The following is a 24,398-nucleotide window of genomic DNA, read 5'->3' on the forward strand; positions in this document are numbered from 1 at the left end:
GTGGTGTGGGCGCTGTTAGCGTCCGTGGCATTACGGGCCGCCGCCCGCACCTCCTCCGCCGACGGCGGCGGCACGTCCGGCTTCGGGTCCTCCTGATACGACGTCGACTTGTCCTGCGCCCGCTTCACCCACGCATCAGCGTTCGTCAACTGGCTTTGCGCAGTGTCCAGTTCCTGGCGGGCGGTGCGCCCCTGCGCCAGCGCCCGGTCCGCGTCACCCTGCGCGGTCTCCAGCTTCGGCCAGTAATCATCCAGGGCACCCGACGCCAGACGATAGGACCGCTCCAGCTTGTCCAGCTCACCCGGCAGATCCCCGAACTGCCGCCGGTACGCGTCACCCGACAGCCCCGCCCACTCCTGCACCACGGTGTCACCGCTCAGACCCCGCACCGACCGCAGCGCCGAGGCGACATCATCGGCGAAATCCCCCAGCTTCCGCGCGAGTTCCTTCACCTCGAACGGATCACCCGGCACCGGATCCCGGTCCAGATCCAGCACATCCCAATCCGTCGGACGCCCTGCCATGCCCCAGCACCCCCGTGGTCCCCGTCAGCTCCGGGGCATTGTTTCACCTCGGTCATGAGTGACGTGTGGGAACTGCGGCGGGGTTCCCGATGACCGGAACAGGTGGTCGCGGCCTGCGGATCACTGCTCCAGCAGGGGAGGGGGCGGGGTGAGGTGGGCTTCGGTGCGGGCCAGGCGGTGGGTGGTGCGGCGGGTGGAGGGGAGGGTGGTGAGGAGAAGGAGGGCGGCGAGGGCCAGGTAGATGGCGGCGAGGTCCTTGGCGGTGGGGCCCCACAGGAGCACGGCGGCGCCCAGGGCGCCGAAGAGGGTGGCGAGGGCGAGCGCCAGGCGGCGGGTGGTACGGGCTGCCCGGCGTTGGCGGTGCAGGAGGAGGGTCATGGCGTGGCGGGCCGCGGGGTCGGAGGGGATGACCTCCTTGCGCATGAGGCGGGCGGCCACGGCGACCTGCCGGGGGGTGAGCCCGGTCTCTGAGGCGATGTGCCGCCGGCTTCTCAGGTCTCGCCACGCAAACACCAAGCCGCCGGCCATGCCGCCGACGAGCGGGACGGTGGGGGCGGGCAGCCAGAACAGGCACACGGCGACGTAGAGCACGGCGGGCGCGAGGCGGACCCATATGTTGTCGCGCCAGGGACGTTCGCGGTCCCAGTCCATGGAGGCGGGCCTATCCGTGTCCGGGCGCCCCGGCGGCAGGGCCGGGGCACACGGACAACAGGGTGCGGGTCAGGGCTTGATGACGACGGAGTGGACGATCTTGTCCGCGAAGGTCTGCTTCTTGGCGTCCCAGGCGGGCCACAGGAAGCCGAGGTAGCAGGGCAGAGCGTCCAGGATGTGCAGCAGGCGCCGGCCGAAGGCCAGACCGAAGCCGAGGACCTGGCCGTCCGCCTCGCGCAGCGTGCGGGTGCCCACGACCTTCTTGCCCGGCGTCTGCCCGGTCGTACCCTCCATGTAGGAGAAGTAGATCGAACCGGCCAGGGCGACGACCGCGCCCAGCAGGGCCCCGGCCGTGCCGCCGATGCCGAAGCGCAGGATCGCGTACGGGACACCGAGGATGAGCGCGTCGATGAGATACGAACCCGCCCGCGCCCCCCAGTTGGCCAACGGGGGCATTCCGGTCGGCTGTTGACCGTAGTTCGCGACGTCAGGCTGGCCGCCGCCGGGGTAGGACGGTATGGGTCCCTGCCCGTAAGGGCCGGGCTGGCCATAGGGGTTGGGCTGTTGCTGCCCCTGCGGGTTGTGCTCCCAGGGGCCGGACTGTCCGCCGTTGTCGCCGTCGTATGGAGGTGGCTGTCTGTCACTCATGCCGCCGAGTACACAGGGCCTACCGGCAGGAGACAACCCTCTACCTGCAACGATTGCGTACCACTCGCCCGGCCGGGGCCGGTCAGCCGATCGGTTCGACGTACGTGGCGAGGTTGGCGAGCGAGGAGGCGATGCCGGTTTCGTGGTCGGCCTGGTCGATACCGGGCGGTACGTCGGTGGCGGTGACGGCGACCTCGGTGGCGTCGCCGGCGTCGTCGGTGGGCGTGAGAGACCAGGTCATCGTCATGGTGCCCGCGTACAGAGGGTCGTCCGCCTCGAAGACGGCCTGCTGGACGACGCGGCGGTGCGGGACCAATTGCGTGAAGGCGACCGTGACGACGTCCGTCGCGTCCGAGGACTTGCCCGGGCTGTCGGCCGCGTCGAGATACGTGAGCACCATACGGAAGCCGCCGCCGGGGCGGGGGTCCCAGTGCTCGATCCGGCCGCGCATACCCTCAGGCGGCAGCCAGGCTTCGAGGGAGTCGCGGTCGATGAGGGCGCCGTAGATGGTCGCCGGTGGTGCCGCGATCACCCGGCTGGCGCGGTCGGTCCTACCCATGAGCCGAGTCTAGGACCGCAACGGCGGCGCCCGCACTCACGCCGTGCGGGCGATCCGTCGGACGTGTCGCCCGATACGTCAGAGCGCGGGCTGCTGCGCGGCGGCGAACGTCACGAACGCCGACCACGCGGCGGGCGTGACGGTGAGCGCCGGGCCCTCGGGGTCCTTCGAGTCGCGGATGTGAATCGCCTGCGGATGCGCGGCGACCTCGACGCAGTTGCCGCCTTCGCCGGTGCTGTGTGAGGACTTGTGCCAGTCGCACGCGACCTCGACGCAGTTACCGCCCTCGCTGCCGCTGTACGAGGACTTGCGCCAGTCGTAGGCGAATTCGACGCAGTTCCCGCCCGCATCACTGCTGAAGCTGGACTTGACCCAGACGAGGTCGGGGGAGGGGCTTGGCCGTGCTGCGCGGTTCATCGGTCTCCTAGCAGATCGTCCATCAGGCTCATGCTCTCCTCGGGCGTGAGGGCCTGTGAACGCAGCATCCCATATTTCTGTTGGAGCAGAGCGACATCATCTGGATCATCGACCAGGACGCTCACGTGTTGACCTTCCAGGTATGCCAAGTGCTCGTGAGCGGGCGTTTCCAGCAGCACCATCGGACCTGCGAGCCCCGCGTGATGCTCACGGTCGGTTGGCATGATCTGGATGTTCAGAAAGGGGAGTTGGGCCAGCTCCCGCAGGTGTGCGATCTGGCGGTGCAACTCCCTGCGGCCGCCGATCGGCCGCCGCAGGATGGACTCCTCCAGGACGAATGTCATCATCGGCGGCCAGGGCAAGCGATCGAAGATGCTCTGCCGGGTCACTCGGTCGGCGACCTTCTCCTCAAGCTCGTCGGGGCTCAGCGGCGGGTACAGGTTGCCGAACACGGCTCGCGCGTAACCCTCGGTTTGGAGCAGGCCCGGCACGACCTGGTTCTCGTACGACATCAGGCTCAGCGCCAGCGGCTCCTCCTCCATGTAGTCCTGCGCGAACAGCGGATACCGCTCCGCCTGCGGGACTTCGGCGACGGCCACCTCCAGCGTCTGGCTCGTGCGGAGCAACTGGTCGAGCTGGCGGGCCAGCCGCAGGCCGAGCGGTCTGCGGCCCTGCTCGATCGATGCGATCTGGTCCAGGCTGAGGTTCACCTCGTCGGCGAGCCGCTGCTGCGACATACCGCTCGCACGCCTGAACTGGCCGACCGTGGCGCCGATGACGCGCCACGCTGAGTTTTTTCGTGGTCGCTTTCCGTAGGGCATGCGATCTCTATTTCCGTCCCAAACCCGCGCCACCCTCGTCCGGCTCGTACAGTCCGGTTGTACGGGTTCACGCGGGGTACGGTCCCGCGCCTCTTCTTCTGTAGCGGGCCGAAATCCACGGCCCCTCGGGGAGGGACACCATGGACCGGGCCACGCTTGCCGTCACCGTTCTCTCGGTTCTCACGGCCAAGGGGTGCGCGCTGCTGGGGTATTGGCTGCGGCTGCGCTGGCGGGCGCGTTACGAGCACGCGCGCGCCGCGTATCTCGCCGAGGCCGTCAACGGCCTCGGGGCGGGGGACCGGCTGGAACTGGACGACGCACGCGGTGGCGGCCACCGGCTCCACCTGACGATCAGCCGCGCGGCGGGCCGAAGGGACGATGAGAGCACGTGACCGACCATGAACCGCCGACCACCGCGTCGGCACAGCGCTTACCGGGGGAGACCGGCGCCCCCGAGCGCGTACGCGGCACCGTGGACGAGGAGTTCTCGGACTTCTACCGCGCCGAGATACGCGGCCTCGTCGTCTTTCTGCTGCACCACGGGGCCGCGCTGGCCGTCGCGGCCGACATGGCGCAGGAGGCGATGATCCAGGTCCACCGCTACTGGACCACGGTCCGCACTCCGCGCGCGTACGTCCGCACCGTCGCCGCCCGCGCGCTCGCCCGCAAGACGGCGGCGGTCCGCGAGGACCCGGTGGACGAGGTGCCGGAACCCACCTCGCTGCTGCCGCGTCCGGACGCGTACGCCGACTGGGAGGAGCGGCATGTGACGCTCGCCCTGCTCCGGAGTCTTCCGCCGCGCCAACGGCAGATCCTGGCCTGGACGTTGGACGGGTACGCGCCCGCCGAGATCGCCGAGCAACTGTCGATGACTCCCGAGGCCGTACGCGCCAGTCTGAAGAAGGCGCGGCGCGCCGCCGTGCGTCTCCTCGCCGAGGAGGACGACCGGTGACGGCTGAACACCACCACGACGAGTGGCTGCTCGCCGAGCACGCCCGCTCGCTCGCCGGGGACCTCGACGGCGTCCTCGACATCGAGGCGGGTCTGTCCGAGGTGCTGCTCCAGTCCCGCCACGCGGCTCTCACGCAGGACGTGCCCCTCGACGTCGACGCGGGCCTCGCGTCCGTACTCCCCGCGCCGGACCCGGACCGGATTCCCGGCGCGCCGCCGCCACCCGCCCCGACCACGAAGTACGCCCCGCCCAGGAGTCCGAACCTCGTGGAGGCGATGGCGAACGTCGGCCTCCTCTCCGACGGCGTGCTCGGTTCGGGTTCCCAGCTGACCCCGGCCGTCGGGCGCATGGAAGTGCGGAGCCAGCCGCAGATCGCTGCGGGCACGCGGGCCCTTGCCCTGGCGCAACGCCTCGCGGACGAGGCGGGCGACCACCGGGGACGCACCCTCGACTGCGTCGATCTGCTCGTGGGTGTGCTCGAATTCGGCTGCGAACTTGCTGTGGTGGGGCACAAGAAGCTTGCCCTCGTCCTCAAACTGGCCCAGACCCGCGTGCTGGACCCGGACGGGGTTCCGCACGACCGTCTGGGCGCCGACCCCAGCGTCGCGTGGCTGCTCCAGCAGGCCCGGGAACTCGGACGGTCGCTCGCCTACACCAGCGAGCGCGGCCCACTGTACGGCGACGACGACCTCGCCCGACTCGCGGACCTGGCGTACGAGATCGCCGACGCCCCCGGCCTCGACCAGTCCCTCGCGGAGCATGCCACCCACGTCCTCGGCGCCGTGCGGATCGACCGAGTATGGCGCCAGTTCGCCGACCGCCTGCCCACCCGCGACGACCGAGGTCTCGCCCTGCTCCTGGACGACTTCACCGTCACCGACCTCACCTCGGTCGACCTGCGCGGTGCCGACCTCACCGCCGTCCGCTGGACCGAGACCGGCACCCGCTGGCCCCCCGGCTTCGACCTCGCCGACCTCCGTTCCCGCTCGGACGAGTCCCCGCCGGGCAGCGCCATCTACGTCGTCCGAGGCGACTCGGCCACCGTCTCCGACTCCGTGGACCCGTAGGAGGCCCCCAGAGCCCGGCTTGCCCTGGGGGCGACTACTTCCCGGCCGGAGGCCCGTACCACTGGAGTGCCTGGCCGGTAACGGCCGCGACGCACTCGAAGTCGCGGTCGCGGTGCAGGAGGGTGAGGCCCTGCAGTTCCGCTGTGGCGGCGACCACCAAGTCCACGGCGCCGGCGCTGCGGTGCTCTCCGCGTTCCGTGAGGAGGCCCTGCACTTGCCAGGCGCGGTCGTACGCGCGGTCGTCCACGGGCACCCAGCCGAACAGCATGCGCATGTCCGCGCTGGCTTGCGCACGGTCGGCGGCCGACCGTGCGCTGTAGAAGAACTCCAACTCGGTGATCGGGCAGGTGGCGATCAGACCGGCCGCTGCCGCTTGGTCCCAGCCGAACTGCTCCGCGTCGGCGCGCATGATCCGTGCGAGGGCGCTGGTGTCGATCAGAAACTGCGCCGCGCTCACCGGCGGTAGTTCGTCTTGTCCTCGAAGATCTCCAAGTCAAAGGCCCCGTTGGCGGCTTGGGCACGCAAACGCGTGAGGGCGAGCGCTCGTCTCCGGTTCTCCAAAACCTCACGCAGGGCTGTGTTGACGGTCTCTCTCTTCGTGCCCGTGCCAAGGGCCTGGGCCACATCGGCGAGCAGTTCGTCGTCCAGGTCGATCACGGTCCGGCTCATATGATGCACCTCCGGTGATATCAACTTAGGTGTCGAGTATATCTCGCCCGATATCGAAAACGGGCCGGTGACGAACGGCACACGTACTGTCGGGTAACCCGGAGAGGGGCGCGGTCATAAGGTGAGCGGCGTACGGATGGGCGCGGGCGGGCTCATACGTGCGGGCACAGACGTAGGCTCCCCACCCTCGATCGATGAAACGGGAGATGGCATGCGCTCGGCGAAGGACTTCTTTCGGCCGTTGGCCGTGGGGGCACCGGCCCCCGTGCGGGAGGTGCCGTTCCGGCCCTCGCGGATGATCCACTTCTTTGATCCCGGCAACGAGAAGATGGCGGCGAAGGTGCCGACGCTGGCGCCGCAGGTCGACGTGCTGCTGGGGAATCTGGAGGACGCCGTACAGGCGGACCGCAAGGTGGCGGCGCGCGAGGGCCTGGTGGCGGTCGCGAAGGCGAACGACTTCGGCGACACGCAGTTGTGGACGCGGATCAACAGCCTGGACTCGCCGTGGGCGCTGGACGACCTGCTGACGCTGGTGACGGAGATCGGCGACCGCCTCGACGTCATCATGGTGCCGAAGGTGGAGGGCGCGGCGGACATCCACTACGTGGACCGGCTGCTGGCGCAGCTCGAGGCCAAGGCACACGTCGAACGGCCGATCCTGGTGCACGCGATCCTGGAGACGGCGACCGGCGTGGCCAATGTGGAGGAGATCGCGGGCGCGAGCCCCCGGATGCAGGGGCTGTCGCTCGGGCCGGCCGACCTCGCCGCGAGCCGCCGGATGAAGACCACCAGGGTCGGCGGGGGACACCCCGGCTACCTGGTGCGGGAGGACCCGAAGGGCGACGGCGCGCCCCGGGCGACGTACCAGCAGGACCTGTGGCACTACACGATCGCCCGAATGGTCGATGCCTGCGCCGCGCACGGGATTCTGCCGTACTACGGGCCCTTCGGGGACATCCAGGACGTGACGGCCTGCGAGGACCAGTTCCGCAACGCCTTCCTGCTCGGGTGCGTCGGCGCGTGGTCGCTGCACCCGGTGCAGATCGCGGTCGCCAAGCGGGTCTTCTCGCCCGCCCCCGAGGACGTGGCCTGGGCGCGCCGGGTGATCGACGCCATGGGCGACGGTACGGGCGCGGTGATGATCGACGGCAAGATGCAGGACGACGCCACGTACAAGCAGTGCCTGGTGGTGTCGGAACTGGCGGACGCCCTCGCCGCCCGCGACCCGGAGCTGGCCGACGCCTACGCGGCGGCGGAGAAGGCGGAGAAGGCGGAGAAGGCGGAGAAGGCGGAGAAGGCGGAGAAGGCGGAGAAGGCGGAGAAGGCCGAGCAAGTGGAGAAGGCCGAGCAGGCCGAGAAGGAGGACACCCGATGAACGACCGGATCACCCCCCGCCGCTCCGTCCTCTACATGCCCGGCGCCAACGACCGCGCCCTGGAGAAGGCCAAGACCCTCCCCACCGACGCCCTCATCCTCGACCTGGAGGACTCCGTCGCCCCCGACGCCAAGGCCGACGCCCGCAAGCGCGTCGCCGAGGCCGCGGCGAGCGGCGAGTACGGCTACCGCGAGGTGACCGTCCGGGTCAACGCGCCCGGCACCCCCTGGCACGCCGACGACGTGAAGGCCGCGGCGGAAGCGGCCCCGGACGCCGTCGTCGTACCGAAGGTCGACTCCCCGGAGACCGTACGGGAGGTCGAGGAGGCCCTGGTGAGGGCCGGGGCCCCGGACCGCACCGCGATCTGGGCGATGATCGAGACCCCGCGGGCCGTCTTCGCCGCCGCGGCCATCGCGGCGGCCTCCCCGCGGCTCACCGTCCTCGTCATGGGCACCAACGACCTCGCCAAGGAACTGCGCGCCGAGCACGTACCGGGCAGGGCCCCGCTGCTCACCGGTCTGTCGCTCGCCCTGCTCGCGGCCCGCGCCAGCGGCAAGGCCGTCTTGGACGGTGTCTACAACGACGTACGTGATCTGCCCGGCTTCGAAGCCGAGACCCGACAAGCCAGGCAGCTCGGCTTCGACGGCAAAACGCTGATCCACCCCACGCAGCTCGAACCGTGCAACCGGATCTTCGCCCCCGCGCAGGAGGAGATCGACAGGTCCCGCCGGATCGTCGAAGCCTTCGAAGAGGCCACGTCACAGGGGCGAGGCGTGGTCACCGTGGACGGCAGGATGATCGAGAATCTGCACGTGGAAGAGGCCCGCAGGGTCCTCGCCCTGGCCGAGGCCGTCGCCGGACGCTGACCCGAATGCCCGTCAAGGACGGGCAAAAAGCGACAAGAAGCGGGGCCCGGCCGACCGGCGGCGGGGCCCCGCCCGCATGCGCTTCTGTTGGGATCCACCATGAAGTGCGGACGGACACTGTACGAAGTAGATGGCCCGTTATTCGGTTCCCGCTCGTACTGTCGAGGCATGACCACATCGCAAGAGGTGCCTGCGGACGTGAACGACGCCCGCGGTCGCGTAGCCGATCTGCTCGCCATCCGCGAGCAGGTCCGTCGCGGGCCGAGCGAGCGGGCGACCGAGGCCCAGAAGGCCAAGGGCAAGCTCACCGCCCGCGAGCGGATCGATCTGCTGCTCGACGAGGACAGCTTCCGCGAGGTGGAACCGCTGCGGCGGCACCGTGCGGTCGGCTTCGGTCTCGAAGCCAAGCGGCCCTACACCGACGGCGTCATCACCGGCTGGGGCACCGTCCACGGCCGTACGGTCTTCGTCTACGCCCACGACTTCCGGATCTTCGGCGGCGCGCTCGGCGAAGCGCACGCCACCAAGATCCACAAGATCATGGACATGGCCATCTCGGCCGGCGCGCCCCTGATCTCCCTCAACGACGGTGCCGGAGCCCGCATCCAGGAGGGCGTCTCGGCGCTCGCCGGATACGGCGGCATCTTCCAGCGCAACACCAAGGCGTCGGGCGTGATCCCGCAGATCTCGGTGATGCTCGGCCCGTGCGCGGGCGGCGCGGCGTACAGCCCGGCGCTCACGGACTTCGTGTTCATGGTCCGCGAGACCTCGCAGATGTTCATCACCGGTCCCGACGTCGTCCAGGCCGTGACCGGCGAGAAGATCACGCAGAACGGACTCGGCGGCGCCGACGTCCACTCCGAGGTCTCCGGCGTCTCGCACTTCGCGTACGACGACGAGCAGACCTGCCTCGAAGAGGTGCGCTACCTGCTCTCGCTGCTCCCGCAGAACAACCGCGAGAACCCGCCCGCCGTCGAGAGCCACGACCCGGCCGACCGGCGCGGCGACGTCCTGCTCGACCTGGTGCCGGCCGACGGCAGCCGCGGCTACGACATGCGCAAGGTCATCGAGGAGATCGTCGACGAGGGCGAGTTCCTGGAGATCCACGAGCGCTGGGCGACCAACATCATCTGCGCGCTGTCCCGGCTCGACGGCCAGGTGGTCGGCATCATCGCCAACCAGCCGATGTCGCTGGCCGGTGTGCTGGACATCGAGGCGTCCGAGAAGGCCGCCCGCTTCGTCCAGATGTGCGACGCCTTCAACATCCCGCTGGTCACGCTGCTGGACGTGCCGGGCTTCCTGCCCGGCGTCTCCCAGGAGCACGGCGGCATCATCCGGCACGGCGCGAAGCTGCTGTACGCGTACTGCAACGCCACCGTGCCGCGCATCTCGATCATCCTGCGCAAGGCGTACGGCGGCGCGTACATCGTCATGGACTCACAGTCCATCGGCGCCGACCTGACCTACGCCTGGCCCACCAACGAGATCGCGGTGATGGGAGCGGAAGGCGCCGCCAACGTCATCTTCCGCCGCCAGATCGCGGAGGCCGACGACCCCGAGGCGATGCGGACGCGCATGGTCAAGGAGTACAAGTCCGAGCTGATGCACCCGTACTACGCGGCCGAGCGCGGCCTCGTCGACGACGTGATCGACCCCGCGGACACCCGCGCGGTGCTGATCAGCTCGCTGGCGATGCTCCGCACCAAGCACGCGGACCTGCCGTCGCGCAAGCACGGCAACCCGCCCCAGTAGTCATGGAGACCACCTTGAGCACTCCCGCCGATTCCCTCGTGCGCGTCGAGAAGGGGCACGCCGCTCCTGAGGAGCTGGCCGCGCTCACCGCCATCCTGCTGGCGCGTGCCGCCGCCGGTGACGCCCCCGAGGCCGCCGACACCCCCAAGCGCCGCTCCACGGCCGGCTGGCGCCGCCTGGAGCGCACCCCCGGCTTCCGCGCCCCGCACTCCTGGCAGGGCTGAGCCGCACCTTCCACGGGCCGCCCGGCGCGACCCACGACGGCTTCGGGCCCCACCGCGCAAGCGGTGGGGCCCGAAGCCGTTACGGGAGAGGGGACCCGGCGCCTACCGCAGCCGCGCCATCAGGGCGTGCTCGACCAGCGTGATGAGCGCGCTCTTGGCGTCGCCGCGGTTGCGCGCGTCCGTCGTGATGATGGGGGCCTCGGGCCCGATCTGGAGGGCCTCGCGGACCTCCTCGGGACCGTACGGCTGGTGTCCGTCGAAGCCGTTGAGGGCGATGACGAACGGCAGGCCGCTGTTCTCGAAGTAGTCGACGGCCGGGAAGCAGTCCGCCAGGCGCCGCGTGTCGACCAGCACGATCGCACCGATCGCGCCGCGCACGAGGTCGTCCCACATGAACCAGAAACGGTCCTGCCCCGGCGTCCCGAACAGATAGAGGATCAGATCCTCGTCGAGCGTGATGCGGCCGAAGTCCATCGCCACGGTCGTCGTGGTCTTGTCCGGCGCGTGCGTCAGATCGTCGATCCCGGCCGACGCGGACGTCATCACTGCTTCGGTGCGCAACGGATTGATCTCCGACACGGCCCCGACGAACGTGGTCTTGCCCACGCCGAACCCGCCGGCCACCACGATCTTCGCAGACGTGGTCGACCGGCGGACCGTATCGCCCCCGCTGGAGCCCCCGCTAGAGCTTCCGAAGTCCACTGAGCACCCTTTCAAGCAATGTCACGGCTGGCTGTCCGCCCGAGGACTCGTCGCCGCCGGGCTGGTGGATCTGGACCAGTCCGGCCTCAGCCAGGTCGGCCACGAGAATCCGGACCACACCGAGCGGAATCGTCAGCAGAGCGGAGATCTCCGCGATCGACTTGATCTCCCGGCAGAGCAGGCAGATCCGCTGGTGTTCCGGCAACTGCCCACGCAGTCGCTCGGGGTCGGCGGTGGTACTGACCAGCGCCTCTATGGCGAGCTGGTAACGCGGCCTGGTACGGCCGCCGGTCATCGCGTAAGGGCGGACGAGCCCGGAAGGGGCGGGGGGCCGCTTGCTCGCGCCGCCGCTCCCACCGCCGTTCCCGTAACTGCCGCCGCCCCCGTGACCGCCGCTGCCGCCGCCGTGGCGGGGGCCCTGCGGCGGCGCGTAGGGCTGGATACGCGGTTGCCGGTACTGCGGCTCGGGCTCCGCAGAGGGCGCCGAGGGGAAGTTGTAGGGGTTGAGGGGCGGCTGATGCTGGCTGCCGTACGGGTCTCCACCGGGGGACGTGCTCACGAGTCCTCCTCCTGATACGGCTGCGATCCCCCGTCCGAGTACCCGGCTGGTACTCGGACGACCGCTGCCCTTCGCTTTGTTGACGCTGTTCGAGCTAGTTGAGCAGGCTGCCCTGAAGCTCGGCCCGCAGGTCCGGGGTGAGGACGGTGCCCGCTCGGTCGACGAGCAGGGCCATTTCGTAGCCGACCAGGCCGATGTCGCACTCGGGGTGCGCCAGTACGGCCAGCGAGGATCCGTCGGAGACGGACATGATGAAGAGGAAGCCGCGCTCCATCTCCACCACGGTCTGGTTGACGGAGCCGCCCTCGAAGATGCGGGAGGCTCCGGCGGTGAGCGACGTCAGCCCGGAGGCGACGGCGGCGAGCTGGTCGGCGCGGTCGCGGGGGAATCCGTCGGACATCGCGAGCAGCAGGCCGTCGGCGGAGACCACCACCGTGTGGGACACCCCGGGGGTGTTGTCCACGAAGTTGGTGATCAACCAGTTCAGGTTCTGTGCCGCCTGGCTCATCGGACTCAACTAGCGCTCCTGGTTCTGGGGGCCGCCGAATGGGTGCTCGGTGGCCTGTCCGTTCGTATCAGTTCCAGCAGTGCGTCCCTTCTGGACGCCACGCCGCAGGTTACTCAACCTGCCGCGTACGTCCTCGGGGGCGCGGGAGACCTGTGGGCCGCCCTGCGGGGTCTGCGCCGCGGTACCCGGGACCAGATTGGCCTTGGGCACCCGTCGGGGCAGGCCCGAGGGGGTGACCCCGCCCGCCTTGGGCTCGCGGACCTGCTCGGCCCGGTGCCAGTTCTCGTCATTCGTCGACCGCCATTCGGTCGTCGGCTCCGGTTCCCGGTGCTGCCGGGGCTCTGGAGCCTCCTGGGCAGGCTGTTCCTGAGGTGGTTCCGGCCGCTGGCGGTCACGGCGCGGCAAACCCGCGTCCGTCAGCGAAGGGGAGCCTACGCTCTCGGACGGCCGCTGGGGGAGCGGCGGAGCGGATTCCGTTACGTCCGCCCGCGGCTCGGGCTCCTGCGGGGGCTCCGGAACCGGCCACTCCTGCGACGGGGCCTGGTAACCGGTGAACTCCGGCTGGAAGCTCTGGCCGTACGCGGGGTCGTAGGGCTGAACGAAGCCCTGGTCGAAGCCCTGGTCGAAGCCCTGCGGGACGCCCTGGTCATAGCCCTGCTGAGCGCCCTGGCCGTACCCCGGCACCGCGCCGTCGTCGAAGGCCCGCGCGCTCTCGGGGAAACCGTTCCGCTGGTAGCCCTGCTGCTCGTAACCGGACTGGAAGCCCTGCTCGTAGGTCTGCTGCTGATAGCCGGGGTCGAAGCTCGGGTCGTACGCGGGCTGCGCCTGCCGGCCCTGCTCCGGGTAGCCGTTCTGCTCCGCCTGCTCCGGGTAGCCGCCCTGTCCGGGGAAACCGTTCTGCTCCGGGAAGCCGGGCTCGTCGCCCTGGCGGTCCGACGTGGCCGCTTCGAGCTGGGCGCGGCGCTCCTCGCGGACCAGCGACCGGCCCACCGGGTCGAGCGTCGGCGCCGCCGTACCGTCGGCGGTCTCGTAACGCGAGTCGTCGAAGCCCAGCTCGGCCGCGGTCGGCATGTGGCCGACGTCCTGCACCGACTGCTCGGGCACGATCCGCGAGACGGTGAAGTCGCGCTCGTCGTCCTCCGGCAGCAGGGCCTCGCCGCCACCGCCGTGGGTGATCGGCTCGGGCAGCATCACCAGCGAGGTCGTACCCGCCTGCTCGCCCGACGGCCTGAGCTGCACCCGGATGCCGTGCCGGTCGGACAGCCGCCCGACCACGAACAGGCCCATCCGCTTGGCGATCTCGACATCGACCGTCGGCGGGTCGGCCAGCTTGTGGTTGATGTCGGCGAAGTCCTCGGCGGTCAGGCCGATGCCCTTGTCGTGGATCTCCACCATCACCCGGCCGTCCGGCAGCCGGGTCGCGGTCACCCGCACCTTGGTCTGCGGCGAGGAGAACGTCGTCGCGTTCTCCAGCAGCTCGGCCAGCAGGTGCACCAGGTCGGTCACGGCGCTGCCGTGGATGTCCGTCTCCGGGATGCCGACCAGCTCTATACGGTCGTACGCCTCCACCTCGGACGCGGCGGCGCGGAGCACGTCGACCAGCGGAATCGGCTGATTCCACTGCCGGCCCGGCTCCTCACCCGCGAGGACCAGCAGATTCTCGCCGTTGCGGCGCATGCGGGTGGCGAGGTGGTCCATCTGGAAGAGGTGCTCGAGCTGGTCGGGGTCGGCCTCGTTGTTCTCCAGCTCGGTGATCAGGGTGAGCTGGCGCTGGATGAGGCCCTGGTTGCGCTGCGAGAGGTTGGTGAAGATCGCGTTGACGTTGCCCCGCAGCAGCGCCTGCTCCGCGGCGAGCCGCACGGCCTCGCGGTGCACCTGGTCGAAGGCGCGCGCGACCTCGCCGATCTCGTCCTGGCTGTTGATCGGGATCGGCGCCACGGTGGTGTCCACCCGGCCCGGGTCGGTCCGCGAGAGCTGGTCGACCATCGACGGCAGCCGCGTCTCGGCGATCTCGAAGGCCGCGCCGCGCAGCCGCCGCATCGCCCGGCTCATCGAGCGGGCCATCATGCCCGCCACGATGAAGGCCAGGATCAGCGCCACGATCACGATCGCGGAGTTCACGATCGCGTCCCGCTTGGCGTTCGACGCGATCGTCGAGGCGTCGGCGGCGGCCTGGTCGGCCAGCGAGTTCTCGACCGTGTGGTAAGCGTCGAAGGAGAGCGTGGAGGCGGCGAAGTACGACTCGGGCGTGATGCCCTCGGCGCGCAGCTGCGCGACGGTCTTCCCCGGCGTGGCGATCTCGGTGACCATCTTCGGCAGGTCCGGCGGTACGACGAACGCCGTGTGCGCGGCCTCCGCCTTGCGCTGCGCCTCGCCGATCAGGTCGGTGCCCTTCTTCTCCGCGGCGGCCTGCGCGTCCTTCAGCCGCTGCACGTCCGCGGCCGTACCGCTGCCGTTGTACTCCGCGACCGAGATGCCCTGGAGGTACTGGTACGAGCCCAGCGCGGTCTTCTGGAGGGCCAGCTCCTTGTCGGAGACCGGCTTCTGCACCAGGATGTGTGTGCCGATCGACCTGGTCAGGGACTCGGCGGCCTTGGCCAGTGACACCGCGTAGAGGGTGCGGCCGTAGGCGGTGACATTGCTGGTGCCGTAACCCAGCTCATTGTCCAGTTCCAACAGCGGGTGCTGGATCTTGACGTAGAACTCCTCGGTCTGCACCCCGGAGAGCTGACGGGTGTACGCGACCTTGCGGAGCGTGGCGAGCTGCGGCTCGACGGTCCTGAAGTTGGCCATCCGGCGCTTGAGCCCGGCCTCGTTCGGCATCTTGGCCGCGGCGGCGTCGAATTCGCGGGCCGCCTCGTCGGTGGCGGCGCGGGCGGTGGAGACCGCCGGATCGTCACGTTTTCCCGCCAGCAGCGGAACCGCGGTGACATCACGTTCGTTGATCAGTGCGTGACTGTAGGTCGTGGCGGCGCGTACCAGATTCGCGGTACGTACGGCGTCGTCGGCCTGGCTCCAGGTGTCGACCGAGCTCTTGACCCGGAAGCCGCCGAAGACGAGGGCGACCAGGACCGGGATCAGCAGGATGACGTTGAGGCGGGTCGCGACCCGCCAGTTGCGCATGCTCAGCCGGGTGCCCGGGTCGTCCGGCGGCTCGGGAGCCGAGATGGCGGGTGCGCCCCCGGGACGTTGGGGCGGCGTGAAGTTCCCCCGCGGACCCTGAGCAGGGCCCGCTTCTGCTCGCCTCGTGTTCCTCACTGGACCAACAACCTCTCGGCGACGGCACGAACGAAGGCCGTTACTACTCTCGGGTTCTGCGAATTCCAGCACGTCATGTAGGCCCCAGCCAAACGTCCGGCATATGGGACGCGGCACAGTAACGGCGAAGATAAAACGGGCATAAGTAAAATCCCCCGTCAAACCATATGACAGATGTACGCGCTGCGACACCGGCTGAGCGCGAGCCGTGTTCGACGCCCGCCGAAACTCTCTCGAAATGTTATGAAGACGGGGACCGGCCGTGTCTCCTGACACAGCCGGTCCCCGTGGCTTGTTTTCACCAGCAACTCGCCGCTGGCGCCTGTCTGTTGAGCCTTCTTCCGAGCCTGCCCGCTACTTCAGCCGGGCAAGCAGCGCGTGCTCGACCAGCGTGATCAGCGCGCTCTTCGCCTCGCCGCGATGGCGGGCGTCGGTCGTGATGATCGGTGCCTCGGGCCCGATCTGGAGGGCCTCGCGCACCTCCTCCGGACGGTACGGCTGGTGTCCGTCGAAGCCGTTGAGGGCGATGACGAACGGCAGGCCGCTGTTCTCGAAGTAGTCGACGGCCGGGAAACAGTCCGCGAGCCTGCGGGTGTCCACCAGCACCACGGCGCCGATCGCACCGCGCACCAGGTCGTCCCACATGAACCAGAAACGGTCCTGGCCGGGCGTCCCGAACAGGTACAGGATCAGGTCGTCGTCCAGGGTGATACGGCCGAAGTCCATGGCCACCGTGGTGGTGGTCTTGTCCTGGACGTGGCTCAGGTCGTCGATCCCGGCCGAGGCCGAGGTCATCACGGCCTCGGTGCGCAGCGGGTTGATCTCCGACACGGCACCCACGAACGTGGTCTTGCCGACACCGAAGCCACCCGCCACCACGATCTTCGCAGACGTGGTGGACCGCACCGATTGCTGCGCGCCGTACGCCGGCTGCGGCTGCGGCCTAGAGCTTCCGAAGTCCACTGAGCACCCTCTCAAGCAGTGTCACATCAGGCTGGCCGCCCGCCTCGCCGCTGCCCGGCTGATGGATGGCGACCATGCCGGCCTCGGCGAGGTCGGCCACAAGAATCCTGGCCACACCGAGCGGGATGGCGAGCAGAGCGGAGATCTCCGCGACCGACTTGATCTCGCGCGTGAGATGGCAGATCCGCTGGTGTTCCGGCAGCAGCCCCGCGTACTGCCCCGGGTCGGCGGTCGTGCTGACCAGCGCCTCGATGGCGAGCTGGTAGCGGGGCCGAGTGCGGCCACCTGTCATGGCGTACGGCCGAACCAGCGGCTGATCGCCTTCCACCCCGTACGGCGCGTGGTGGGACGCGCCGTACGGGCCCGGCGAAGCGGGTGGCGGGGTCATGAGGGTCCTCCGTGTCCGGGCAGTGCTGTCGCGGTGCGGGAAGTACGGAAAAACATGGGGGGAGACGGATGGTTCAGTGCATGAGGCTGCCCTGGAGCTCTGCACGGAGATCCGGGGTGAGGACGGTGCCCGCTCGGTCGACGAGCAGGGCCATTTCGTAGCCGACCAGGCCGATGTCGCACTCGGGGTGCGCCAGCACGGCGATGGAGGAACCCTCGGAGACCGACATGATGAAGAGGAAGCCGCGCTCCATCTCCACCACGGTCTGGTTGACCGCGCCGCCCTCGAAGATCCGGGACGCCCCGGCCGTGAGGGAGGTCAGCCCGGAGGCGACGGCGGCGAGCTGGTCGGCGCGGTCGCGGGGGAATCCGTCGGACATCGCGAGCAGCAGGCCGTCGGCGGAGACCACCACCGTGTGGGACACCCCGGGGGTGTTGTCCACGAAGTTGGTGATCAACCAGTTCAGGTTCTGTGCCGCCTGGCTCATCGCACTCAACTAACGCTCCTGATTCGTACCGAAACCACGGCCGTCGGTGTTGCCCCCGGCCTCGCGGCCCTGCTGGATACCACGGCGGAGGTTGGTCAGACGTCCGCGTACGTCGTCGGGCGCCCGCGAGATCTGCGGGCCGCCCTGCGGCGCTTGCTGCGGCGCCGCGCCACCGGCGACGAGGTTGGCCCTCGGCACCCGGCGCGGCAGCCCCGACGGAGTGACCCCGCCGGCCGAAGGTTCGCGGATCTGCTCGGCCCGCTGACGCAGCGCGTCGTTGGGCGAGGTCCGCCAGTTCGGGGTCTCCCTGGGCAGCGGCTGCGCCACCGGAGCGGCGGGCGCCTGGCCCTGGTACTGCGCCGAAGCGGGCACGGAGGCGGGCGGCGCCTGTACGGGCTGCTGCTGACCGCCGCCGGGGCGCTGGACGCCGTTCCCGTTGCCGTTCCCGCCGTTGCCGTTTCCATTGCCGTTGCCATTGGCGACACCGGGCGCCGTCGTGCCGGGGCGCTGCGGGCGGAACCGCTGCGGGGCCGCGGGCGGAGCCGTACGGCCCACCGGGCGGACCGGCGGGGCCTCCTGGCCGCGCGCGCTCTGCTCCACGTGGATCTGCTGCATCCGCTCGGCCTGACCGGTGCGGAACCAGTCCGACTCGATCGACGAGAAGATCGGCGTCGGCTCGTCCCCGCGGGTCGGGGCCGGGGGCAGCGCCATCGGCTCGGCGGGCTGCTGGGGCTGCTGGGGCTGCTGCTGAGGCTGCGGCGCCTGGGGCTGCTGCGGGCTCTGCATCGGCTGCTGGACCGGGTACTGACCGGTGTTGCCCTGCTGCGGCTGCTGCGGCTGCACGGGGAACTGCCCGGTCCCGTACGGGTCCTGGTACTGCTGCTGGTTCTGGTCGTAGCCCTGGCCGCCGTTGCCCTGCTGGGGGCCGCCGCGCTGCGGCAGACCCTGGCCGGGGAAGGCGTCGGGGCGCGGGCCGCTGGGGGGCGGGCCCTGGTACTGGTTGTTGCCGGGGAAGCCCTGCTGCTGACCGGGCTGACCGCCCTGTCCCTGCTGACCGCCCTGGCCCGGACGGGCCTGCGGCTGCTGGCCGGGCATCCGGAACTCGCCGGTGCCGTCGGCCTGCACGGCCGGGAACTGCGCCGTGTCGCCGGGACCGCCCTGGCCCTGGCCGCCCTGCGGCTGGCCGGGCATCGCGAACTGACCCGTGCTGTACGTCTCTTCGGGGCTGCGGGCGCCGCGCTGCGGCAGGCCCGGGTTGGGGCCGCCCTGCACCGGGAACTGCCCGGTGTCGCTGGTGCCGCGACCGCCGCCCTGGTTGCCCTGGTTGCCGTGACCCTGGCCGCCCTGGTTCTGGTTGCTCTGGCCGGTCGGTGCGAAGTCGTCGTCGCGGACCGGCGGGAACTGCGCGGTGTCAGCGGGGCCGTTCTGCCGCGGCGCGGGGCCCGAGCGACCGCCGAACACGTCGGAACGGAAGCCGGAGGGGCCGGTGCTCTGCGGCTGCGGCGGCGGGAACTGGCCCGGCTGCTGCTGACCGCTCTGTTGGCCGCCTTGCTGACCGCCTTGCTGACCGCCCTGCCGGCCGCCGAAGTTCTGGCCGCCCTGCTGACCGCCCTGACCGCCCTGACCGCCCTGGCCGAAGTCCTGACCGCCGCCGGGGGGACGGCCGAAGGCGCCACCGGGCTGCTGGAAGTCGCCGCGCGGGCCCTGTCCGGGAGCGTCGAAGGCGGAGGCCGCCTCGACGTCCTCGTGGCCGCGCGGGGTGTCCTGGAGACCGCGGTCGTCGGGGAAGCCCTGCTGGCCGCCGTTCTGGTCCTGCGCCCAGCGCGGCGTGCCGCCCTGCTGCGGGGGACCGCCGGGACGGCCCGCTCCGGGGCTCAGCGCCGGACGCTGCTGGCCGCCCGCGACCGGGGTGCGCTGCGGCGGCCGGTTGACCGGCGCGGAGTTGGGCGAGTTGCCGAACGCGCCGGCGATGCCGGAGCCCGCGGCGGCCGGGGGAGCGCCCGCGGGGCGCCCGCCGCCCATCTGGCCGATGTTCTTGGGGTTACGGCCGCCCTGCGTGACGTCCACGGGCAGCATGACCAGCGCGGTCGTACCGCCGGAGTCGGACGGGCGGAGCTGGATCCGGATGCCGTGCCGCAGGGACAGGCGGCCGACCACGAACAGACCCATGCGGCGGGAGACGGAGACGTCCACCGTCGGCGGGTTCGCCAGCCGCTCGTTGATGTCCGCGAGGTCCTCGGGCGACAGACCGATACCGGTGTCGTGGATCTCGATCAGCACCCGGCCGTCCGGCAGCGAGTGACCGGTGACCTTCACCTTGGTCTGCGGCGAGGAGAACGACGTCGCGTTCTCCAGCAGCTCGGCGAGCAGGTGGACGAGGTCGTTGACGATACGGCCGGTGACCTCGGCCGACGGTACCGACGTCAGTTCGATCCGCTCGTACTGCTCCACCTCGGACGCGGCGGCGCGCAGCACGTCGACCAGCGGGACCGGGCGGGTCCACCGGCGGCCCGGCTCCTCACCGGCGAGGACCAGCAGATTCTCACCGTTGCGGCGCATGCGGGTCGCGAGGTGGTCGAGCTTGAAGAGCGAGGAGAGCTGGTCCGGGTCGGCCTCGCGGGACTCCAGTTCGGAGATGAGCGAGAGCTGACGCTGGATGAGGCCCTGGCTGCGGCGCGAGAGGTTGGTGAACATCGCGTTGACGTTCCCTCGCAGGAGGGCCTGCTCGGCGGCGAGTCGTACGGCCTCGCTGTGGACCTCGTCGAAGGCCCGCGCCACCTGGCCGATCTCGTCGCGGCTGTTGATGCCGATCGACTCGACCGAGGTGTCGACGTCCTGCGGGTCGGTCTCGGAGAGCTGCTTGACCAGCTCGGGCAGCCGCTTCTGGGCCACGTCGTTGGCGGTCTGCTGGAGCCTGCGCAGCGACCGGATCATCGAGCGGGCCACGATGAAGGCGCCGACCACGGCGACGCCGAGGACCAGCAGGATGATCGCGCCGGAGATCAGCGCGGACTGCTTGGCCTCGCTCTGCAGCTTGAGGGCCTTCTGCTGCATCTCGTTGAGCAGCGACCGCTCGATCTGGCTCATCGCCTGGATCTTGGTCTTGGCCGCGTCGTCCCAGTCGAGGTACGAGCTGTCGATCTTGGTGATCGCGTTCTGCGAGGCGGCGATGCGCTGGCGCGTGGTGTCGTGCGCGCTGATCGTGAGGTTGCCGCCCTCGATCGGGGTCAGCAGCGCCGCGCTCTTGGGCCCGTAGATCTTCTGGAACCGGGTGAGCGCGGTGTCCTCGTTCGCGGCGCCGTACTTCACCGACTGGTAGTCGTTGGCGTTCAGCTTGCCGCCGGTGGCCAGCGCGGCGCTGATCACCGCGCGCTGGATCGACTCGTACTCCTTGGCGGAGGAGAAGGCAGCCAGCGCGCGGGTGCTCTGGATCATCTCGGGGTTGTTGGTCGCCTGCGCCATGTCCTGGGACAGCGAGAGCAGGGACTGCACCAGGTCGTCGTACTGCGAGACCGTCTGCGAGATGGTGGAGGTCGAGGTGTACGCCTCGTCGCGGATCTCCGCCAGGTTGGCGAGCTGCGTGCCGATCGCCAGCAGGGTGGCGCGGACGCCGGAGAAGACCGGGTCGCGCTCGGAGACGTTGTCGCTGGCGTTCAGATACTGCTTGTACTCGCGGTCGGTGGCCTGCCGGGAGGCCTCCACCGCGTCGTTGGTCTTGTCGCCGGACGACAGCGGTCCGGCCGAGCTGTCCCGTTCCTCCTGGAGCGCGGCGGCGAGCTGCGTCGCGTGCTCGGTGATGTCGGTCAGCGTCTTCATGTGCTCGAGCTGGTTGATGTTGTCCAGCGAGCTGTTGATGCGCATGCCGCCCAGGACGGTGGCCGTGACCACCGGGAGGGCGAGCAGGGAGACGAGTCTGGTGCTGATGCGCCAGTTGCGCATGGCTATTCGGGGCCCCGGCTTGCCCGCGAGACCGGTGATCTTGCCCGCCTCGATGCCGCTGGGCGTGCTCGGTCGTCCGGTGGCAGCCGTCGTGCCCGGCGCAGTGCTCGCCGAGTCACCCGCCTGCTGCGGTGTCGGGCCGTTGCCGGTCCCGCCGGGCTGCTGCTCCGGGTCGCCCGCAGCGCCGCTGTCCCTCTTGAAACGTCCCTGCACTAGCGTCGCAACCTCTGGACCAGGCGTCCCCCGCGATGAAGCGGACAGGACGGTGTCGAGTCATGGGGGCTCAGGCCGCCCCGGGTTGCGAGGAGGCCGATTGATGCCCTTCACCACCGCTCGGTGCTCGAACGCGCCCCCTGCGCGCCGGCTCGATGTGATGCGGCGGTCCGGGGAATTCCAGCACAGTGCTGGATCTCCCAACAAGGGCCGTAGCCGACCTGTTGGAATCCGTTACTCGTCGCGTCGGGCCAAGCACTGAGTGTTGACATTTGATGTGGTGAAAGCGGGGGATTCCGGACCTAGCACCCCCCTGTTCGCACGAGTCACTCGCTGTCCCAGCCGGGTCGATGACAGCTGAATCGTACGACTGTGTGGGACTTGACCGGTTTGAGTCTGCCGGTCGGATGCGCGCAATGCCTGCTTTGCGACTCACTTAGTGAGCAAAATCACAGCCTGGTGCATGTCTGGGCCACGTTGTTCCGGGAAAGGGCCGCACTAGCCTGGTGCTTTACACATCGCGGTTTTCTGTCAACCCGCGCCCTGCGGGCGCCCCGAGTCACCGAGGTCCACACGGCCGATGAAGACCACCATGCTGTTCCGTCCGATCGCGAACCCGCGCCGCACCACCCTCGCGCACCTCAAGGACGCCGCTGAACTCGGGGTCCCCGCCGCGTCGGACACCGAAGCCGCCACGACCGCCGAGCAGGCCGTCGCCGAGCCCCTGCCGCAGGTCACCGCGAACCCGCGCCGCACCGTCCTGCACGAGCTGCCCACCGCCTGATCGGCGCGTATGGGCCCGGCCACTAAGCTGGGCCCATGCGTATCGCGAGGTTCTCGATCGACGGCAATGTCGCCTTTGGGGCTGTCGAAGCGGCCGAAGGCACCGACGGCGGCGAAGGCGACGGCGGAACAGCCGGCCACGACGGCCTCGTCATCAACATCATGAAGGGCATCCCCTTCGCGGACTTCGAGCTGTCCGGTACGCGGGTCCCGCTCGACAAGGTGCGGCTGCTGCCGCCCGTGCTGCCGAACAAGGTCGTCGCCATCGGCCGCAACTACGCGGACCACGCGAAGGAGTTGGGCCACGAGGTGCCGACGGCGCCCTGGGCCTTCTTCAAGCCCTCCACCTCCGTGATCGGCCACGGCGACCCGATCGTGTACCCCTCCTTCTCGCAGGAGGTGCACCACGAGGCCGAACTGGCCGTCGTCATCAGCCGGTTGTGCCGCGAGGTGCCGCGCGAGCGGGTCCGCGACGTCATCCTCGGCTACACCTGCGCCAACGACGTGACGGCCCGCGACACCCAGCGGACCGAGAAGCAGTGGGCGCGCGCCAAGGGCTTCGACTCCTCCTGCCCGCTCGGCCCCTGGATCGAGACCGACCTCGACCCCTCCGACCTCGCCATCACCGCGACGGTCAACGGCGAGCTGCGCCAGGCGGGCCGCACCGCGCAGATGATCAACTCGATCGAGGACCTGATCGTCAACATCACCGAGGCGATGACGCTGCTCCCCGGTGACGTGCTGCTCACCGGCACCCCCGCGGGCGTCGGCCCGATCCGGCCGGGTGACGAGGTCTCCGTGACGGTCGAGGGCATCGGCACCCTGACCAACAAGGTCGTCGCGCGGAGCTGACCCGCTTCGTACCCTGGGCGTTATGCCGATACGAGCGGTTCTCTGGGACATCGACGACACGATCTTCGACTACGCGAGCGCCGACCGCGTCGGCCTGCGGGCCCATCTGGCCGTCGAGGGACTGCCGGACGGGTGCGGGAGCGTGGAGGCCGCCGTGCTGCGCTGGGCCGAGCTGACCGAGCTCCACTGGGCGCGGTTCTCGGCGGGGGAGTGCGACTTCGAGGCGCAGCGCAGGGACCGCGTGCGCGACTTCCTGGGGCTGCCGCTGACGGACGCGGAGGCCGAGGAGTGGTTCGACCGCCACCGCACGCACTACGAGGCCGCCTGGTCCCTCTTCCCCGACGCCGTACCCGCCCTGGACGGCCTCACTCCCCACTACCGGCACGCCGTGCTGTCCAACTCCGCCTTCGTCGTACAGGACCGCAAGCTGCGCGCGCTGGGCGTACGGGACCGCTTCGAGGTACTGCTGTGCGCCGCGGAGCTGGGGGTCGCCAAGCCCGCCGCCGCGGCCTTCCACGCGGCCTGCGAGGCGCTGTCCCTGGAGCCGCACGAGGTCGCGTACGTGGGCAACGAGCCGGACATCGACGCCCGCGGCGCGGCCGACGCGGGCCTGGTCGGCATCTGGCTGGACCGCCACGACCTCGGCTCCCGTCCCGACCTCACCCGCATCACCGGTCTCGCCGAGCTTGCTGACCTGCTGCGCGGCGATACTCGTTTTGGAGCGGTGTCCCGCATCGGGTAATGTTCTTCCTGCGCCGCCCGAGAGGGCCGAAAGGTCCGGCAGGGGGGCGTGATCCAAGCACAATCCCGCAAGGGGTTGCGTTTTGATGGGGTATGGTGTAATTGGCAACACGGCTGATTCTGGTTCAGTTGTTCTAGGTTCGAGTCCTGGTACCCCAGCGCATAGTTCAGTGCATTGCAGTGCGAGCCCCCGTTGTGTAGCGGCCTAGCACGCCGCCCTCTCAAGGCGGTAGCGCCGGTTCGAATCCGGTCGGGGGTACAGATCCTTCCCGCGTGATCACCTGGGTCGCACCCGTTGGTCATGATGCAGGATCGCTAGGGCCCCCGTTGTGTAGCGGCCTAGCACGCCGCCCTCTCAAGGCGGTAGCGCCGGTTCGAATCCGGTCGGGGGTACGCAAGCAGAGAAGTAACGGTACGGCCGAGGTCCTCACTCAGGTGGGGGCCTTTTTCGTTTCCGGCCGCCGTTCCCGGCCGTCGTCC

General features: G+C 70.1%; 26 protein-coding genes and 3 tRNA genes. 13 read left to right on the top strand and 16 right to left on the bottom strand.

The features are described 5' to 3' along the window. The 6 genes from ABZX65_RS34420 to ABZX65_RS34445 form a co-directional block, all read right to left on the bottom strand. Positions 1–497, bottom strand: a 497-nt coding sequence (locus ABZX65_RS34420) for a putative T7SS-secreted protein (RefSeq protein ID WP_355349361.1), incomplete at its 3' end; no start/stop codon positions are given. Positions 498–644: 147 nt separating this feature from the next. Continuing rightward, the gene (locus ABZX65_RS34425) at positions 645–1,175 is read right to left on the bottom strand and encodes a hypothetical protein (protein WP_355349364.1); all 531 of its coding nucleotides are present in this window, start codon (positions 1,173–1,175) and stop codon (positions 645–647) included. 69 nt (positions 1,176–1,244) lie between these two features. Beyond that, on the bottom strand, positions 1,245–1,823 hold the full coding sequence (locus tag ABZX65_RS34430; protein ID WP_355349367.1) for an RDD family protein: 579 nt from the start codon (positions 1,821–1,823) through the stop codon (positions 1,245–1,247). Positions 1,824–1,905: 82 nt separating this feature from the next. Then, positions 1,906–2,382, bottom strand: a complete 477-nt coding sequence (locus ABZX65_RS34435) for an SRPBCC family protein (RefSeq protein WP_355349370.1) — start codon at positions 2,380–2,382, stop codon at positions 1,906–1,908. A 78-nt stretch (positions 2,383–2,460) separates the two neighbouring features. Continuing rightward, the gene (locus tag ABZX65_RS34440) at positions 2,461–2,799 is read right to left on the bottom strand and encodes a DUF397 domain-containing protein (protein ID WP_355349373.1); all 339 of its coding nucleotides are present in this window, start codon (positions 2,797–2,799) and stop codon (positions 2,461–2,463) included. Then, positions 2,796–3,620 (bottom strand): helix-turn-helix transcriptional regulator, encoded by an 825-nt coding sequence (locus ABZX65_RS34445; RefSeq protein ID WP_188284956.1) that lies wholly within the window; start codon positions 3,618–3,620, stop codon positions 2,796–2,798. Before ABZX65_RS34445 ends, ABZX65_RS34440 begins: the two co-directional genes overlap by 4 nt. 140 nt (positions 3,621–3,760) lie before the next feature. Between ABZX65_RS34445 and ABZX65_RS34450 the strand changes: the two genes are divergently transcribed. The 3 genes from ABZX65_RS34450 to ABZX65_RS34460 are packed head-to-tail and all read left to right on the top strand — an operon-like array spanning position 3,761 to position 5,639. Next, a complete protein-coding gene (locus ABZX65_RS34450) occupies positions 3,761–4,012 on the top strand; it encodes a hypothetical protein (protein ID WP_355349376.1) in 252 nt (83 codons plus the stop codon). Continuing rightward, a complete protein-coding gene (locus tag ABZX65_RS34455) occupies positions 4,009–4,572 on the top strand; it encodes a sigma-70 family RNA polymerase sigma factor (RefSeq protein WP_355349379.1) in 564 nt (187 codons plus the stop codon). Before ABZX65_RS34450 ends, ABZX65_RS34455 begins: the two co-directional genes overlap by 4 nt. Beyond that, a complete protein-coding gene (locus ABZX65_RS34460; protein ID WP_355349382.1) occupies positions 4,569–5,639 on the top strand; it encodes a hypothetical protein in 1,071 nt (356 codons plus the stop codon). The genes ABZX65_RS34455 and ABZX65_RS34460 overlap by 4 nt, the downstream gene beginning before the upstream one ends. A 34-nt stretch (positions 5,640–5,673) precedes the next feature. Here the strand turns inward: ABZX65_RS34460 and ABZX65_RS34465 are convergent, their stop codons facing one another. Beyond that, positions 5,674–6,096, bottom strand: coding sequence for a PIN domain nuclease (locus ABZX65_RS34465; protein ID WP_355349385.1), 423 nt, complete (start codon positions 6,094–6,096; stop codon positions 5,674–5,676). After that, a complete protein-coding gene (locus ABZX65_RS34470; RefSeq protein WP_355349388.1) occupies positions 6,093–6,308 on the bottom strand; it encodes a type II toxin-antitoxin system VapB family antitoxin in 216 nt (71 codons plus the stop codon). Before ABZX65_RS34470 ends, ABZX65_RS34465 begins: the two co-directional genes overlap by 4 nt. A 211-nt stretch (positions 6,309–6,519) precedes the next feature. Between ABZX65_RS34470 and ABZX65_RS34475 the strand changes: the two genes are divergently transcribed. The 4 genes from ABZX65_RS34475 to ABZX65_RS34490 all read left to right on the top strand — a co-directional run bounded on the left by ABZX65_RS34475 (position 6,520) and on the right by ABZX65_RS34490 (position 10,525). After that, positions 6,520–7,683, top strand: coding sequence for a CoA ester lyase (locus tag ABZX65_RS34475; protein ID WP_355349391.1), 1,164 nt, complete (start codon positions 6,520–6,522; stop codon positions 7,681–7,683). Beyond that, positions 7,680–8,549 (top strand): CoA ester lyase, encoded by an 870-nt coding sequence (locus ABZX65_RS34480; RefSeq protein WP_355349394.1) that lies wholly within the window; start codon positions 7,680–7,682, stop codon positions 8,547–8,549. The genes ABZX65_RS34475 and ABZX65_RS34480 overlap by 4 nt, the downstream gene beginning before the upstream one ends. Positions 8,550–8,717: 168 nt before the next feature. Then, the gene (locus ABZX65_RS34485) at positions 8,718–10,301 is read left to right on the top strand and encodes an acyl-CoA carboxylase subunit beta (protein ID WP_355349397.1); all 1,584 of its coding nucleotides are present in this window, start codon (positions 8,718–8,720) and stop codon (positions 10,299–10,301) included. 2 nt (positions 10,302–10,303) lie between these two features. Further along, complete coding sequence (locus ABZX65_RS34490; protein WP_355349400.1) at positions 10,304–10,525, top strand: acyl-CoA carboxylase epsilon subunit; 222 nt, start codon at positions 10,304–10,306, stop codon at positions 10,523–10,525. 102 nt (positions 10,526–10,627) lie between these two features. Here ABZX65_RS34490 and ABZX65_RS34495 read toward each other — a convergent pair whose 3' ends face one another. The 8 genes from ABZX65_RS34495 to ABZX65_RS34530 all read right to left on the bottom strand — a co-directional run bounded on the left by ABZX65_RS34495 (position 10,628) and on the right by ABZX65_RS34530 (position 21,542). Further along, on the bottom strand, positions 10,628–11,227 hold the full coding sequence (locus ABZX65_RS34495; RefSeq protein WP_355349403.1) for an ATP/GTP-binding protein: 600 nt from the start codon (positions 11,225–11,227) through the stop codon (positions 10,628–10,630). Further along, positions 11,208–11,786, bottom strand: coding sequence for a DUF742 domain-containing protein (locus tag ABZX65_RS34500; protein WP_355349406.1), 579 nt, complete (start codon positions 11,784–11,786; stop codon positions 11,208–11,210). The genes ABZX65_RS34495 and ABZX65_RS34500 overlap by 20 nt, the downstream gene beginning before the upstream one ends. 94 nt (positions 11,787–11,880) lie before the next feature. Next, positions 11,881–12,294 carry a roadblock/LC7 domain-containing protein gene (locus ABZX65_RS34505; RefSeq protein WP_033173109.1) on the bottom strand — a complete coding sequence of 138 codons (414 nt, stop codon included), beginning with the start codon at positions 12,292–12,294 and terminating at the stop codon, positions 11,881–11,883. 9 nt (positions 12,295–12,303) lie between these two features. Then, positions 12,304–15,417 (bottom strand): nitrate- and nitrite sensing domain-containing protein, encoded by a 3,114-nt coding sequence (locus ABZX65_RS34510; protein WP_355349410.1) that lies wholly within the window; start codon positions 15,415–15,417, stop codon positions 12,304–12,306. Positions 15,418–15,906: 489 nt separating this feature from the next. Beyond that, the gene (locus ABZX65_RS34515; RefSeq protein WP_093717894.1) at positions 15,907–16,458 is read right to left on the bottom strand and encodes an ATP/GTP-binding protein; all 552 of its coding nucleotides are present in this window, start codon (positions 16,456–16,458) and stop codon (positions 15,907–15,909) included. A 37-nt stretch (positions 16,459–16,495) separates the two neighbouring features. Beyond that, a complete protein-coding gene (locus ABZX65_RS34520; protein ID WP_093717892.1) occupies positions 16,496–16,903 on the bottom strand; it encodes a DUF742 domain-containing protein in 408 nt (135 codons plus the stop codon). Positions 16,904–16,976: 73 nt separating this feature from the next. After that, positions 16,977–17,390 carry a roadblock/LC7 domain-containing protein gene (locus ABZX65_RS34525; RefSeq protein ID WP_317452960.1) on the bottom strand — a complete coding sequence of 138 codons (414 nt, stop codon included), beginning with the start codon at positions 17,388–17,390 and terminating at the stop codon, positions 16,977–16,979. 9 nt (positions 17,391–17,399) lie between these two features. Then, positions 17,400–21,542 carry a nitrate- and nitrite sensing domain-containing protein gene (locus ABZX65_RS34530; protein WP_355349415.1) on the bottom strand — a complete coding sequence of 1,381 codons (4,143 nt, stop codon included), beginning with the start codon at positions 21,540–21,542 and terminating at the stop codon, positions 17,400–17,402. 580 nt (positions 21,543–22,122) lie between these two features. On the opposite strand from ABZX65_RS34530, the gene ABZX65_RS34535 reads away from it, so the two are divergent. The 6 genes from ABZX65_RS34535 to ABZX65_RS34560 all read left to right on the top strand — a co-directional run bounded on the left by ABZX65_RS34535 (position 22,123) and on the right by ABZX65_RS34560 (position 24,311). Further along, positions 22,123–22,326 (top strand): hypothetical protein, encoded by a 204-nt coding sequence (locus ABZX65_RS34535; RefSeq protein ID WP_188284971.1) that lies wholly within the window; start codon positions 22,123–22,125, stop codon positions 22,324–22,326. Positions 22,327–22,361: 35 nt separating this feature from the next. Next, on the top strand, positions 22,362–23,177 hold the full coding sequence (locus ABZX65_RS34540; RefSeq protein WP_355349418.1) for a fumarylacetoacetate hydrolase family protein: 816 nt from the start codon (positions 22,362–22,364) through the stop codon (positions 23,175–23,177). A 22-nt stretch (positions 23,178–23,199) separates the two neighbouring features. Further along, complete coding sequence (locus ABZX65_RS34545) at positions 23,200–23,919, top strand: HAD family hydrolase (protein ID WP_355349421.1); 720 nt, start codon at positions 23,200–23,202, stop codon at positions 23,917–23,919. Positions 23,920–24,005: 86 nt separating this feature from the next. Then, a tRNA-Gln gene (locus ABZX65_RS34550) sits at positions 24,006–24,077 on the top strand. A 27-nt stretch (positions 24,078–24,104) separates the two neighbouring features. Next, positions 24,105–24,177 (top strand) — tRNA-Glu (locus tag ABZX65_RS34555). A 61-nt stretch (positions 24,178–24,238) separates the two neighbouring features. Continuing rightward, positions 24,239–24,311 (top strand) — tRNA-Glu (locus tag ABZX65_RS34560). The last annotated feature ends 87 nt before the right edge of the window (positions 24,312–24,398 follow it).

Origin of the sequence: Streptomyces sp. NPDC003300 (assembly GCF_040610915.1) — a bacterium.
Lineage (GTDB): Bacteria > Actinomycetota > Actinomycetes > Streptomycetales > Streptomycetaceae > Actinacidiphila.

What these genes read in the sequence shown, in the direction of transcription:
- ABZX65_RS34425 (WP_355349364.1), bottom strand. Translation starts at nt 1,175, where the DNA reads ATGGACTGGGACCGCGAACGTCCCTGGCGCGACAACATATGGGTCCGC.
- ABZX65_RS34430 (WP_355349367.1), bottom strand. Translation starts at nt 1,823, where the DNA reads ATGAGTGACAGACAGCCACCTCCATACGACGGCGACAACGGCGGACAG.
- ABZX65_RS34435 (WP_355349370.1), bottom strand. Translation starts at nt 2,382, where the DNA reads ATGGGTAGGACCGACCGCGCCAGCCGGGTGATCGCGGCACCACCGGCG.
- ABZX65_RS34440 (WP_355349373.1), bottom strand. Translation starts at nt 2,799, where the DNA reads ATGAACCGCGCAGCACGGCCAAGCCCCTCCCCCGACCTCGTCTGGGTC.
- ABZX65_RS34445 (WP_188284956.1), bottom strand. Translation starts at nt 3,620, where the DNA reads ATGCCCTACGGAAAGCGACCACGAAAAAACTCAGCGTGGCGCGTCATC.
- ABZX65_RS34450 (WP_355349376.1), top strand. Translation starts at nt 3,761, where the DNA reads ATGGACCGGGCCACGCTTGCCGTCACCGTTCTCTCGGTTCTCACGGCC.
- ABZX65_RS34470 (WP_355349388.1), bottom strand. Translation starts at nt 6,308, where the DNA reads ATGAGCCGGACCGTGATCGACCTGGACGACGAACTGCTCGCCGATGTG.
- ABZX65_RS34475 (WP_355349391.1), top strand. Translation starts at nt 6,520, where the DNA reads ATGCGCTCGGCGAAGGACTTCTTTCGGCCGTTGGCCGTGGGGGCACCG.
- ABZX65_RS34480 (WP_355349394.1), top strand. Translation starts at nt 7,680, where the DNA reads ATGAACGACCGGATCACCCCCCGCCGCTCCGTCCTCTACATGCCCGGC.
- ABZX65_RS34485 (WP_355349397.1), top strand. Translation starts at nt 8,718, where the DNA reads ATGACCACATCGCAAGAGGTGCCTGCGGACGTGAACGACGCCCGCGGT.
- ABZX65_RS34490 (WP_355349400.1), top strand. Translation starts at nt 10,304, where the DNA reads ATGGAGACCACCTTGAGCACTCCCGCCGATTCCCTCGTGCGCGTCGAG.
- ABZX65_RS34505 (WP_033173109.1), bottom strand. Translation starts at nt 12,294, where the DNA reads ATGAGCCAGGCGGCACAGAACCTGAACTGGTTGATCACCAACTTCGTG.
- ABZX65_RS34510 (WP_355349410.1), bottom strand. Translation starts at nt 15,417, where the DNA reads ATGCGCAACTGGCGGGTCGCGACCCGCCTCAACGTCATCCTGCTGATC.
- ABZX65_RS34520 (WP_093717892.1), bottom strand. Translation starts at nt 16,903, where the DNA reads ATGACCCCGCCACCCGCTTCGCCGGGCCCGTACGGCGCGTCCCACCAC.
- ABZX65_RS34525 (WP_317452960.1), bottom strand. Translation starts at nt 17,390, where the DNA reads ATGAGCCAGGCGGCACAGAACCTGAACTGGTTGATCACCAACTTCGTG.
- ABZX65_RS34535 (WP_188284971.1), top strand. Translation starts at nt 22,123, where the DNA reads ATGAAGACCACCATGCTGTTCCGTCCGATCGCGAACCCGCGCCGCACC.
- ABZX65_RS34540 (WP_355349418.1), top strand. Translation starts at nt 22,362, where the DNA reads ATGCGTATCGCGAGGTTCTCGATCGACGGCAATGTCGCCTTTGGGGCT.
- ABZX65_RS34545 (WP_355349421.1), top strand. Translation starts at nt 23,200, where the DNA reads ATGCCGATACGAGCGGTTCTCTGGGACATCGACGACACGATCTTCGAC.